The sequence below is a fragment of the Nostoc sp. UIC 10890 genome (assembly GCF_054786515.1).
This window is the reverse complement of the sequence record NZ_JBSGKF010000006.1, coordinates 35,909-50,315: the sequence shown is the minus strand read 5'-3', so window position 1 is coordinate 50,315 and position 14,407 is coordinate 35,909. Positions and strand designations below refer to the sequence as shown.

6 protein-coding genes are annotated in these 14,407 nt (G+C 39.7%); 5 read left to right on the top strand and 1 reads right to left on the bottom strand.

Going from position 1 to position 14,407, the window contains the following annotated elements:
- The first annotated feature begins 236 nt into the window (after positions 1-236).
- On the top strand, positions 237-746 hold the full coding sequence (locus tag ACWATR_RS35025) for a thiol-disulfide oxidoreductase DCC family protein (protein WP_460343441.1): 510 nt from the start codon (positions 237-239) through the stop codon (positions 744-746).
- 644 nt (positions 747-1,390) lie between these two features.
- Positions 1,391-1,714 (top strand): hypothetical protein, encoded by a 324-nt coding sequence (locus ACWATR_RS35020; protein ID WP_460343438.1) that lies wholly within the window; start codon positions 1,391-1,393, stop codon positions 1,712-1,714.
- A gap of 300 nt (positions 1,715-2,014) precedes the next feature.
- On the opposite strand, the gene ACWATR_RS35015 is transcribed toward ACWATR_RS35020, so the two are convergent.
- Positions 2,015-7,051, bottom strand: a complete 5,037-nt coding sequence (locus tag ACWATR_RS35015; RefSeq protein WP_460343435.1) for a RecQ family ATP-dependent DNA helicase — start codon at positions 7,049-7,051, stop codon at positions 2,015-2,017.
- A gap of 796 nt (positions 7,052-7,847) precedes the next feature.
- On the opposite strand from ACWATR_RS35015, the gene ACWATR_RS35010 reads away from it, so the two are divergent.
- From ACWATR_RS35010 to ACWATR_RS35000, 3 genes are all read left to right on the top strand, one after another.
- Positions 7,848-11,135, top strand: coding sequence for a cyclic nucleotide-binding domain-containing protein (locus ACWATR_RS35010; RefSeq protein ID WP_460343432.1), 3,288 nt, complete (start codon positions 7,848-7,850; stop codon positions 11,133-11,135).
- Between the two features lie 327 nt (positions 11,136-11,462).
- A complete protein-coding gene (locus ACWATR_RS35005; RefSeq protein ID WP_460343429.1) occupies positions 11,463-13,106 on the top strand; it encodes an FAD-binding oxidoreductase in 1,644 nt (547 codons plus the stop codon).
- 164 nt (positions 13,107-13,270) lie between these two features.
- Positions 13,271-14,257, top strand: coding sequence for a hypothetical protein (locus tag ACWATR_RS35000; RefSeq protein ID WP_460343426.1), 987 nt, complete (start codon positions 13,271-13,273; stop codon positions 14,255-14,257).
- Positions 14,258-14,407 lie beyond the last annotated feature (150 nt).

The window sequence follows — 14,407 nt, the reverse complement described above, 5'->3', positions numbered from 1 at the left end:
TTAGCGTCAAAAATCAAAACTGCGATCGCTTTATGCAACATCTGCAATTCAACAGTCACATTTCCCCTAACATTGCCATATCCTGTCTTGAGAACTTATTGGTTTTGGAATTACGCCCTTCGCGTTAGTAGCAATGCCGAAGGCGGCAAGCTACGCGTCGCTCGAATGGGCCAAACCCTATAATTCCAGAGGCGTTACGCTTGATGTAAGGAAATAAACTTAGTTAAGATCCCAAAATGTCCTCACCACAAATTCAATCCTACGGTTGTAACAACTCTCTAGACCAGCCTTTATCCACTCTGCCGTCGTGGAAAATCAAACTGCTGTATGACGGCCAATGTCCCTTGTGTCTGCGTGAGGTTAACTTTTTGAAAAAGCGGGACGCGGGTCGAGGGCTGGTGGCGTTTGTAGATATTGCAGCTGATGACTACAACTACCAAGCACATGGCGGTGTTAACTATGAAACTGCAATGGGGCGTATTCATGCTGTGTTGCCAGACGGAACGCTAGTTAAAGATGTTGAGGTTTTCCGTCGCATTTACGAAATTCTGGGGATGGGTTGGGTCTATGCTGCAACTTCCTTACCAGTTATCGCTACTATTGCCGACTTCCTATATGGGATTTGGGCTGATTGGCGACTTTTCTTAACAGGACGACCAAATTTAGCGACTATTGTACGAGAGCGTTCTTCAGGGCAAGCTTGCAAGACCCAAAGCCGTTGTCGCTTAATAGATGGAGATGACTAAGCCCAGTTTCATAATAAACGATGTCTTACTAAGACTGAAGTCACAGGTGAAGAGGTATAGCGCATCATTGAGGCGCTGCTGGAAAAATTGGTAGTGATGGTACAGGAGTAGGGGAATGTTGGGGCGATCGCTCTACTCCTACAGGAGTATTAGCTACAAGCATAAGCTTACATTTCCAAAAAGCCATTTTACCTTAAATTATTTGTTTGTGTTAGTCATTCACACAACTTGAGTACTAGAAAAAAATCATCCTCTTTAGTCAGCCAAATTATCATTTGGACATCTCACTTTCATGATGCCAATCTGTTCGGCTCAAGCGATAAACAAAGCACTTATCGTCACCGAATCGTCGATATTGAATAAATTTGAAGCCAAGACGTTCATAGAAGCGGTGAGCGCGAGTACTACTAGCTAGTGGATCGATGATTACAGCCTGTAAGACTACAACATAGCCAGAAAAAATTAATTTATAATGATTGCTATAAAAATTTTTTCCTCAGTTGCCTGCAAAATTGAAAGCTAATTTCGTCAGTTATGGTTTTTAGCCGATGAAAATACCCAATGAATGTGAAAATATGGTAGACATTCGAGCCGAAATAGTCAGGCTAGACCGTCATAGTTATTGCATTAATTAATCAGCGTTTATGAGTAACCCTATTTCACATGAGGAAGAACCAGACTTTCATTTGTCTATTCAAGAGAACCTAAAACAGCTTTCCGCTCAATTGGGATCTCCTCTGGATGAAACATCAGCCATGCAAATATACCAGAATGCATCCGATCTACTCAGCCACCTTTCCCCATCACCCCTTACTTTTGCCCGTGTTGCAGGAACATTACTGGTTTACCAAGTCCAAAACACAGAAGCCGAAGAGATAAAGTGGTTCAATACTCAAGTTAAACAATGCTTGAATGAAGAAGAAGTTGAGGAGTTGATTGAATCCATATATCGCACTGATGCTTTGTGATTACTCCCCGTTATTGCAGAGGTTGAACTACAGAAAAACCTGGAAATAGTTCTGTTATCTTTGCTTTGGGTGTAACTTTTTTTGTGCAAGGTAAAGACTATAACCCGCCTCGGTGTGAGCGTGTTCTTCAATGGCAGTCGCAGTAAAAATTTCCCATCTGCCCGAATCTTGATAATCCAGATGCTTGTAACGTTTACAAAGACTTACAGTTTCCAGAAGGGGTATATGAGCATATCACTGAATATCATGAACAAAAAGCAGAAAGCTAATGGATGGATTAGGGATTACCTTTCCATCTTATTAATTGCTTATTTGAGTATGCAGAAATACGGTTCTACATACTCGAATCTGAGGAATGATAACAAACCAATCCTCCAAAATTACTCCACTTGTATCATCTCTTTTAAGATGATGATAGATATATTTAACTGTAATCTCATTACTCTGAAACCGAAACTGACCAGGCAACATCCCTTTGTTTATGAGAGATTGCGTTCCATCCCGTGATAAACAACCAATTTCCTGATTCTGCTGTGTAAAAATACTCCAACCATTACCGAAAGAATTAACTCTTAATTCAACAGGACTACCCTCATGTAAATTTTTAATGATATTCTGTCTTTTTTTAGTCAATTTATAGCCTAAATGTACATCACCTGGAGTTAAATCAAAGTAATGCATTAGCTGAGGAAGCTGAGTTTCAGTATAAGTAATTATTTGGGGATTTAAACTAGCTTGTTGTACAAACTTACTCTGCTTTATAGAACAAATAACTAGTTCTTCCTTGGCACGGGTCATAGCGACATAAAAAAGCCGACGCTCTGATTCAATTTCATTAGGTTTAGTCTTAAAGCTATCATCTAAAAGTATAACTTTACGGAACTCCAAACCTTTTGAACCGTGACAACTAGTAATTAAAACGGAGTTATTCTCTAGGAAGTCTTCACGATTTTCATTAAACTCAAATATTGCAGTCAATATTTCATCAACACTTATCGGCAGTACAACACTTCCAGATTCGTAACCCCGTTCTTTATCTAAATCTTTAGCAATATTTATTAAAGTTCCAATAGTAGGTTCTGTTAAGATACGATTAGTACGTTCAAAAAAAGCCTCAAATCTCTTCTGAACTAATTCTTCAGGATTTAAAACTAGGCTATAGTCTTTTTGTAAAGCATTAATTAGTAGACGGGTAGAGCGATTTTTTACTAAGGGTATAGTAGTATTTTTAAGCGCATAAGTAGAAATGCTTTCTTTTTCTAAAAGCAAACGGATCGGATTCATATCATCCCAACGGCTAGCTATAATAGCTATTTCATCAGGGGCAATCCCTGAGTTCAGCCAAGATTGAATTTTATCTTTAATCCAGCCTGCTTGCTGCGACAAATTATTGAATTTTAAAGCTAGTACTGGTTCTCCTGTTACCCCTTGACGTTTCTCGTTGATCCGAACTTGTTCTTCTGGAGTTTGTTTACAGCGTACCTGATTATTCTGTATAAGATGATTAGCAGTTTTAATAATATTTTCTGTAGAGCGGTAGTTTTCAGTAAGTAGTAGTCGTCTTGCTCTATACTCTTCCTGAAATTGAATAATATATTTAGTGTCAGCACCTTTAAAGGTAAAAATATTCTGATCGTCATCTCCAATAACGCAGAGATTAATTTGTACTGACCTTTTTTTATCCTCCGATTCATTGAAACCAGAAATTAATTTAATCAAACGATATTCATTTTCACTGACATCTTGATATTCATCAACGAAGATATACTCTAACTTCCCTAACAGTTGAATTCGTCGAGCTTGAGTATCTTCATCAACATCTTCAAATTCTTCGCCTTTTTCAAGCAGTTTGCAAGCTTCAATTAAAAGTCGATCAAAATTTATTGCCTGAGTTCTACTGTATTCACCTACCGTTCGTCCCAACAGTCCTAATGCTAAACCGTGGAATGTAAAAACTCGAATTTGTGATACTTGTTCGCCAATAAAATTTCGCAGTCGTAGTTGTAATTCTCTAACTGCATTACGGTTATAAGCTAAAACTAAAATACGCTTCGGCTCAACTCGCTTAACTTTTACAAGATAAGCAATTCGGTGAACAATAGTTCTTGTTTTACCAGAACCAGGGCCTGCTATCACTGCCATCGCTGGGTCTGAAGCTAGGACAATTTCTTTTTGAGCAGAGTTCAATGGTTCTAGAATACGCTTATAATCTTCTGGAAGAATTGGTTTGGTAATCTCTTGTGCCGAAAATTGATACTTTGAAAGGAATTCTTTTTTATTTGTACCAAAGTAATCGCTAATGAATTGCTGACGCTGTTCTATTAACTTTAGCTTTCCATATTGCACCATATAATGAGTGCGGCGAGTCTGTTCTTCATAATGAGCTTCGACTCTAGGATAACGGCGCGTTACTGTGGAAATACTTGCATTTTTTATGACACGAACTTTTAGTGACTGTTGGAATAAATTTAGTCCGTCGCTCAATCGAATTATTTTTCTTTGGTGTAGCCATAGAAGAATAACCTCCAACTCTTCCTTGTCCCAATCAAGTTTAGTCTGTTGGATAACTTCAGTAGCCAGCCTTCCCAGTTCATACTTCAGGGGTAATCTTGCCCCTGTTGTATCTCCCAATGCTTGATATAAAACTTCTAACACTGTAGCTGTTAAAATTTTATGTTCAGGTAAATGCTCTGCAACTTTTATATCCCGCAATCGAACCACATCATGAGCTATACGGTTTAACTTCATCCATTTTTGAGCAACCCATCCTTCTAAAATATCTATAATATTGGATGCTCTGATTTTTTTACTATTGTCTGGATCGAGTCGAGAAGCAAGTCCGCGCAGATTTATCTGTATTTCATTTTCATTACCGAATAACTCATTAAGTGCATTGAGCAATTGGTCTTCTAGCTGACGAATACGCTCGTGGTTCTTACGGGCATCCCCTCTTACACCCTTGGTAATCACAAGGGTAATTGGTATTTCAAAAGAACATACTTCAGCCCTTTGCAGTTCTCGAATTCTAGCAGTCAGGTCATGTAAACTAATGCCAGCTTCATCGCTGAGACGATCTAGTGGAAACGGTTCATCATTGCTACTACAATAAGCTTTAGCAACGTGCATTGCCTGGATCAGGCGCTCAAAATTATCTGCCTCAAACCGAGATAAACCCTTAACGTGGTTATATTTCTCAAACTGCTCCATAGACTCTGCAAAAGTATTATGGCTCAATTCAAACTGGATAAAGCTTGAAAAATTCTCAGCTCGTTCTAATAAACCGAAGTTTTCTAGGTAATGCAGACCTACTTTAATTTTAGTGTTTTGCTGCTCTGATTCTTCACCAAACTCTTCATCAAAGTCACCCTCTTGAAAGATTTCATTAGTTGTCACCCAAAACCAATCATCTCTGGCGCTCCCAAAAGTGCGATCGCGAATATGTCTGGTTGAGATGAAGACATTTTTCAACTCTTGTTCGCTTAGTTGGTTTAAACTTTGCAAGTGAAAAACTGTATCAGCATCTTTTGGGTCAAATAGTAAAGTACAAACTGCTGGCTTTTCATCACGCCCAGCCCGTCCAGCTTCTTGAATATAACCTTCTAAGTTTGCACTCATACTATGATGAATAACTACTCGTACATCCTTGCGATTAATACCCATCCCAAATGCACAAGTTGCAGTGACTACGTTTAATTTACCTGATTTGAATTCTTGCAAAACTTGTTGTTTTTGTTCTTTTCCAAGTTTCCCGTGATAATGTTTAGCTTCAATATGACTTTGTTTGAGAAGTTCTGCTAGTTTTTCTGCATTCTTACGTGTCGTTGTATAAATTAGCGTACTACCACCAAGCTTTAAGGACTCTTTAACTTGTTCTAGTAAGATTTGCTCTTTATTCCCTGCTACTGGAATGACTTGAAAAGTTAGATTTTCTCTGGTTGTTGCCCCATTAATTGTACGATTAATATTTAACTGGTATTTGGCAAATAGCTTTTTAATATCTTCAACAACTGCGACTGTTGCTGTTGCTGTCATTAAAGCTAACAAAGGCATTGCAAGCTGCCGCTCTTGATATAACTCCCGAATAAATTTCGGTATGTAGCGATAATCTGGTCGAAAATCGTGACCCCATTGGCTAACACAGTGAGCTTCATCAATCACCCAAAGAACCGGAGGGCGCTGTTCTAGCAACGCCCGAATACTCATTGACCGCAATTGCTCTGGACTGATGTATAGCAAACCTTTGGAACCAAAACGCAGTTCTTCAAGCCGTTGGCGGCGTTCTGCTGCTGAGAGATTTCCGTTGATAAAAGTAGCGAAGAAAAACCCCGCTTGTTCTAAATCTGCTACCTGATCTGCCATTAATGCTTGGAGCGGCGAAATCACGACAGTCAGCGCTTTGTGCCTTTTGTGGAACATGAAAGCTGGTAATTGATAACATAAAGATTTACCACCACCAGTAGGCATCAAAACAAGTGGACGCTCATTATTAATGATTGCTTGAACAGCTTCTTCTTGTAAAGAGCGAAAGCTAGGGATACCGAAATATTCTAAATAGGAGTTAACTGCAAATTCGTCTGTATTTAAAGGGCGTAAACCCTCAAGTACTGTTTGAAATGTATTTAAATGCTTCAGCCAATTAGAAAAAGACTGCTTCGATTCATTGGCATTGCACTCATAGTTCCAAGCTAGTAATCCTGCCACGCATAATCTCGTTTCAAAATCATGGGTTTGCGGATTAGACCAGATTTGCTGTAAATAGGATTTATTCATCCCTTTTAGCATTATCTCTGGCAGTATTTCTATTGCAGGTTGGTCAATTTTCCAGTTAAGAATCTGACTGAAGAGTTGTTGATATGCACAATCTGCATCTTCGCCACCACAAGTAAGCAGCCAAGTATATACCTGTTGTACTTCATCAGGCTTTTTAGCTATTGCCTCTAATTGTTGATGGAGCAATAATCGAGTCGCCTGGGCATCTTCTACAGGATTATTACTTGAGTACTCACTTTGTTTATAGTCTTTATTTAGTTTGTGTGACTCCTGTAGAGGAAAAGCTAGTATTGACAGTTCTAAAGTATCGATTATGTACCAAGAAGACAGTTCCGGCTCTTGCTTAATCAAATAAGGATAATCAAATCGCCGAAAGTTGTGACCGCATACTGCTAAATTACTATTCTTTAGCTTTCTAATTTCTTCATAAGCTTGGTTTAAAGATTCTTCCGAAAAGTCCTTTGTTAAATTAGGAGATACTAATCCTATACGAAATATCTGATTTTCATTGTTAACTTCTAAATCTAAATAAGTATAAAATAATTCAATAATAGATAAGTCTTCCATATAACCCTTAATAGAAAATAGAATTGCCCGACCGCAATTTCATTTATCAGAAATTGTTAACTTACCGCACCCTAACTTTTTCAGAAGATTTTAGCAGTAAGCATTGATTTATCAATAAAATAGTACAAAACTACTATTTAACTAACTCATGAATGCGTTGTCACTCCTGTTACCTAACCGCGCAATTTGTAGCGTTCGGCTGACGAATTAGAGCCAATGTCTTAACACAACATCTTGGTCTTGCTTTAAGTTTTCCCACAACAGTGGCTTTTCTAACAGCTTGCTGAGATAGCGAATTTGGTACACCATTTAACATTAACGCGGCTGGTGTCAGCCCAATAGTCAATCTCAGGGGCTTTCAATTAGCTTTAGAGATTTGAGCATGACTGCGATCGCAGTAATTATCACTTGGGACTTGCAGAAAATAAGTTATCCCAAATTATTTGCATGAACCTATCCCACTAATAATATTTTTGCTACAAAGCTTAAGCTTCTTGAGAACTGAAAATTAAAGTTTTCAAGCACATTTTAGAGAAATAAGTAAGGATTTTTAGAATAGTAGGATAGGTTCAAACGTTTTTGCACCTTTGATGATGATTGCAACGGTTCTATTGAGCGGAGCGACTTCGAGGTGTCAGTTGCGCGTCTTGCTGATGATGCAGGCGATCACTAAAACATCCGAGGCTAGTAACCCATGTCTTACTACTGGTACAATCTAGCCAATAAATCACAATTATTGGAGTTCTAGAACTTCAGCCAACTTCCACAACCATACAGAATAATCAGGATTGACACTATGTTTCATCGAGTTCCGGAAAAACAAATGCATTTTGTTAGATGGCTGCTCGTTATTGGCTGGATTTTACTCATTTTATCGTTATTTTACGACCCAATTTCGCCATATCTCACGCAGCCTACTACTGAGTGGAGTATTTTCCGTCTCAATCCGAATCTCTTAGACCCGACGAAATGCCAAGAGGTTGTCACAGTCCAAGGAAAGTGTGTTGATGTGAAACCTTTTGCATTAGGAGCCAAAATCTTTTGGGGAATTGTAGTTCCTTGTGGAGTATTAATTATCTTTGTTTTAGGACATGAAACATGGCGGCGGATTTGTCCGTTATCTTTTCTATCACAAATTCCGAGAGCGTTAGGTAAGCAACGTCAACGCAAAATCACTAATCCTCGCACGGGAGCAGTGCGCTATGAACTAGCTAAAATAGCAAAAGATTCTTGGATTGGTCGCAATCATTTATACTTCCAATTTGGGTTTCTTTGCATTGGTCTTTGCTTGAGAATTTTATTTATTAATGCCGATAGACTATTTTTAGGGTCTTTTATTATTCTGACAATTCTATCAGCAATATCGGTAAATTATCTGTTTGCTGGTAAAACTTGGTGTCAATATTTTTGCCCTATGGGCCCCGTGCAGATGGTTTATAACGGGCCAAGGGGATTGTTAGGAAGTGAGGCTCACGAAGGTCAAAAACAGATTGTTACTCAGTCTATGTGCCGGACATCAGATAAAGATGGTAACGAAAAAAGCGCCTGTGTTAGCTGCCAATCTCCTTGTATGGACATTGATGCAGAACGGTCTTACTGGGAAATTTTTAACAAGCCAGGTCGGAGATTAGTTCAATACGGCTATGTGGGATTAGTCATCGGTTTTTATCTTTACTATTTTTTGTATTCTGGCACTCTTGAGTATTACTATTCTGGAATTTGGAGTCATGAAGAAAATCAGTTAGCAACTCTTTTAAATCCAGGATTTTATATTTTTGGTAAGCCGATTCCAATTCCGAAATTAGTTGCAGTTCCTTTTACTATTGGGGCTTTTGTTACAGCCAGTTACTTCTTATTATCGAGGGTAGAAAAAGAATACAAAGCTTATTGTCAACGGATTAACAAACCTCTCAGTAAACAACAGATACAACACAATATTTTTGCATTTTCTACCTTTGTAGTTTTCAATTGTTATTTCTTATTTGCTGGCCGTCCCGTACTCAAACAACTACCAAATCTCATAGAGCTAGGATTTAACGCTTTAGTAATTCTCGTCAGTACATTGTGGCTGTACAGGACACTCAGCCGCAGTGCGGAAACGTATTCGCGGGAAAGTCTTGCAGAAAGTCTGCGTCGTCAGTTGGCTAAATTAACAGTTGATTTCTCTAAATTCTTAGAGGGTCGGTCAATGGCAGACCTGAAACCCGATGAGGTGTATGTTCTTGCAAAAGTACTGCCCAGTTTTAGTAAAGAATCTAGTTTTCAGGTTTACAAAGGATTGCTGCGCGAAGAATTAGAACAAGGAAATGTAGAGCCGGCAAATAGCTTAGACGAACTCAAGCAAATCCGTTTGGAATTAGGACTTAAGGATGAAGAACACTTCAATATATTGACAGAATTGGGAGTAGAAAACCCATCTTTATTAGATCCAACTAAACGCAGAAGTCGGGAAAATCAGTTAAGAATCGAAAGCTATCGGCAAGCTTTAGAACTACAATTGTTAGATTTGATCGAGATGGGAGTTCCGTTGCGTCAAGCACTCCAGCGCCGAGACAAGCAAATTCAAGGTCTGAAACAAGAGTATGGCATTACCGCAGAGGAAGAAGCACAAATTTTATCCCAAATGATTGATGAAAACAGTGCTATTCTCCGCAAAGCAGAGATACTACTTACACAGTTAAAGGAGCTAATTGTCCGCTACAAAGCTTTAAGTAATTTTCCAAGTCATCAAGCACCCGTGTTTGTCTTGCTGCGATTAATCGCTATTGAAAATAAACAACTAATTATCACCAAGCAATTATTGAGTATTCTCGAAGTTTTGCAAGATGCACCGGAAGCTGTGAAAATAGCTAGTGCCATTGGCATACTTGCAGAAAATGTATTGCCAAATATTCTGAATGAAGGCAATAATACTTGGCGCTGGCAAGAAAGAATTGCCTCCGAAGCGATCGCACTTCTGCAACCCGATGATTTAGAATTAGCAGCAACCTTTGATACTCCAGCACAGATAGTTGATGACGAAGCACCGACGCAAATATTTGTTGCTGGACAACCAATACCAAAGGTGATATCAGCCAATCATCAGCCCTTTGTTATTGATGTTCTTAAAGAACTTTTGCAAGAACTAGAGCCACTCATCCAAGCAGCTGCACTTTACGCCCTAGAGCAACTCGATCCACAGCAAGGGCGCGAACAAGCACGCCAGTTACTCAACTCCACAAAACCCGGAGATTGGCTAGTGCAGGAGACAGCAGAAAATATTTTGGGTCTGGATGAAGGACAGGCTGCTGCTTTGTTGCAAACTCTCACGGCTGAAGTGAAGGTGGAGGGAAAAATACAACAGCTTGTCTTTCAGCAATCAGCCGTGCAAGTGGGACGTAGTTTAGCGAATGATATCATCTTGCCCGATGCCAGAGTATCTCAGCACCACGCGATATTTCATCTTGACGAGCAAGAAGTGAGATTAACGGCGCTCAAAAGTGCCTATGGCTTACGTATTAATGATAAACGCATACAAAATGATACAGTGCGTCTCCAGCCAGGAGATGTGATTCGGTTTAGCCCAGCAGAAGAACCAGTCATAACTGTGAGTTGGAAAAAGCAATTGCCAGTATATTCAGGAGTAGCAAAAGAAACTTTCAGCACCCTGGATAAGCTGTTATTGATGTTTGAAACCAGTCTTTTACGAACGGTGAAGCCGGAAGCGACGCTCGAACTGGCTCGCAAGGCTGAGATTCGAGTTTACCGTCAAAAAGAAATTATCTGTAAGGCTGGAGAACCATCTGATGAACTGCTGTTGTTGATCGATGGTGAAGTTGATGTAACGGTTGTGCAAGGAGATATTGAGGTTGTCGTCAATACAATTCGGTCAGGCGAAACTATTGGTGAAATGGGAGTTTTGACTAGGCAAGCGCGATCGGCAAATGTAGTTGCCAAGGCTGAAATAAATCGAGTTTTGGTCATAGAGGCGAAGGATTTTGAGACACTGTTACGCAATGATTCGGAAGTGTCGAGGAGTTTGTTGCTGAATATGATTGGTCGCCTGCAAAGGTTAACTGCACAAGTTAAAGAAAGTCAGAAGTGAAAAGAGGATTGGGCATTGGGCATGGGTAAGAAGGGTAAAGGGGAATGGGTAAGGGGGAAAGGGTTTATTTCTTCATCCTTTACTCTTCTTAGAGCTTGTCAAGTAACAACCTTGCCTCTTTTTAGCTAGAAATGCTTTCTCAGTAAGCTTTCCAGATAATAAATTGTAAAAGTTGTTTCTTGACAGGCTCTTAGGGGAACCCCAAGACCGCACTGCCTCCTAAATGTATCAACTTTAAAGTGAAACGTTATTACCTCCTGCTTCCCAATGCCCAATGCCCGATGCCCAATGCTCCATACCTAATTATTGAAACTTAGGAAAGTTAGTATGCTCAAAATCAAACTGTTAAACTCAAAAATACCCACAGAGAGACAAGAGTTAGACATATCGCCAGAAGTTATGATTAATGGCGAATGTTTTATGGGTCGCTCCCGCAATTGTGGTATAGTCCTGCCCAGTGTTGAAGTTAGCCGAGTTCACAGTAGTATCCGCTATGAAGAGGGCGAATATTACTTCTGTGATCTGGCTAGCCTGACTGGTTCGCGCATTAATGACCAAGCGGCGGGTCTAAACCAAAAATATCTCCTGAAAAAGGATGACATTATTCGGATTGGCGAATTTATCCTCACTGTTGAAGCAACCGGATCGGCAACAGATAAGGCAGAGGTCGCACCACCAGTTCTGGAAGCCCAAACCCAAACACCAATTCTTCCACAGGCGACATACACCATCCCTATTCCCCAAGTGAGTCAGCAACCAAGTCAGCCGACTCGTTCGCCTAGTGAGTATATGCCGATCGCACTTGTGCCGCCAGAACAAATCAGTCGGTGGACAAAAGGCGATTTAATGGTTCGTTGTGTGGCAATAATTGACGAAACTAATGATGTGAAGACGTTTCGCTTTGCTGCTGACCCACCAATATTATTTACCTACCAACCTGGTCAATTTATGACGCTAAACCTGGAAATCAACGATAAACCAGTTAAACGCTCTTACTCAATCTCTTCAACTCCTTCACGACCCCACACTTTAGAAATTACAGTCAAGCGTGTTCCTGTACCACCAGATGTTTTGGATGTACCGCCTGGTTTAGTTTCCAATTGGTTGCACGACAATCTCAAAGTCGGTAGTGAAATCAAAGTCAGCGGCCCTTTGGGAAAATTCACTTGTTTTGCCAACCCCAGTCAAAAATTATTGTTTATTTCTGCTGGGAGTGGTATTACACCGATGATGTCTATGTCACGATGGATGATGGACACCGCTGCTGATTGCGATATTATCTTTTTCCATTGCGCCCGCAGTCCTCGTGATATTATTTATCGCCAAGAACTAGAGTTAATATCTAGCCGCCAACCTAAGTTTCGTTTAGCGATCGCCATTACCAGACCTGACGCAGGTCAAGCATGGTATGGTTTTATGGGCAGACTCAACGAACAAATGCTGTATGCGATCGCTCCTGATTTTTGGCAGCGCACAGTATATGTCTGCGGGCCGAATGCTTTTATGCAAGGGGTAAAAACTATGCTAGAGCAAATCGGATTCCCCATGCAAAACTACTATGAAGAAAGTTTTGGCGGGGCGAAAAAGGCAAAACTCCAGCCATCGGTTCCGGCTCAAGTAATTACTGAGCAAGTTACCAAAGTGACAACAGTAGTACCAAAGCCAGTAATTTCCACCCCAGCTACTCTTCCAGTTAAAACAACAGGCTCTTTTACTCTAGTGTTTTCCAAGTCTGGCAAAGAAATTACCTGCACTGGAGAAGAGCCGATTCTAGAGTTAGCTGAACAAGAAGGAGTGGCGATCGACAGTAGTTGTCGCAGTGGGGTTTGTGGTAGTTGTAAAACCCGGAAGCTTCAAGGAGAAGTCAAGTATATAGGAGAACCTGATGCTCTCGATGAAAGCGAACAGGAGGAAGGCTATATTCTCGCTTGTATTGCTCACCTTAGAGACCGAGTTGCGATCGATGCTTAGGAGCAAATAAAATAATTGCCTTGTTTTTGGGCAATTATTTTATACTCCGTTATAAATTTATCTGTTCTACAAAATTAAACTCAACTCAAATATTCCAGCTTGAAGTAAGCAGCATCTAAATCTTACTTTTACAAGGTGTTTCAGATGTTCGATTCCTAATAGAGATGAATTCACAAAACCAAAAAAACTGGCAATCACAGCCAATAACTACAGAAAATATACCATATATCAGTAGTAATTTCACTGAAAGTGTTGCTAAGGTAAATAAATTTGTTCTAGCAGAGTTTGAGCGTGAAATTATCGAAAAGCAATTGTACTACCATACAAAAGATCATTTGATGGCTGTACAGCAACGCGCTCAATTAATTTTTCAAGTCATTCGTCCTTATTTGTCAGCTGATGTAGAGACAATTGAGAGGATGGAATTGTTACTGGATCTTTGTGCGATCGCTCATGACTTAGTACAAATCTTTATACCCCATCAACCGCACACATCCAGACGACGAGAAGCGGGTGTCAGTGAAAATGCAACTATAGAAATCCTATTGAATTATATACAAGTTTTAAATCAAGAAATATCAGCATTTTATCCAAAAAGTACGGCTCTTTTCACAGATACAGATTTGGGAATCATTCAAGAAGCGATCGCCGCTACCATTTGTGATTACGATACAACAGAGCAAGCCATTTATCAACCCTCTCTTTATAATCAGAACCAACCTATTTCACCAGTAGCTTGCATCATTGCTCTAGGGGATATTGGTTCTTTAGGAATCGAAGGAATAGCATCTTATAACCAGGAGGGTAGCCTACTCTTTTTAGAAGAAAATCCAGATATTATTCCTATGATTAAAAATCAGAACGTGCGAACTCTGGCTACAGATAATCCAGAACTATACGAAAATATTAGACAACGTTTACTCAGACGTGCAAAATTTCAAGTTAATTTTGCTAAATCTCGCCTAAATCGGCTCTCTCGTGAGTTAGCTTCTTTACCAGCAGATGCAATCCCCATATTAACTCAAGCAGTTTTTCAGTATCTAAATCTAGAAACCATACAAGAAATTGAAGCAACTACCCCCACAAATGAACAAACATCTTTAGAAGTGTTAATCAAATTTTTTGAATTTGAGCGATTAATCAAAAATTGAATTGGGGGCTGATAATTGTGAGGGTTATGGACTTTTATTCAAAAAATCTGAATTCTGGCTCCTGTCAGCGCAGCAGGGCGTAGCCCATTCTGAATTCTTCTCTATAACTACCTTTAAGGAAATTGCCATGTTCATGTTGCTTTTCTACGT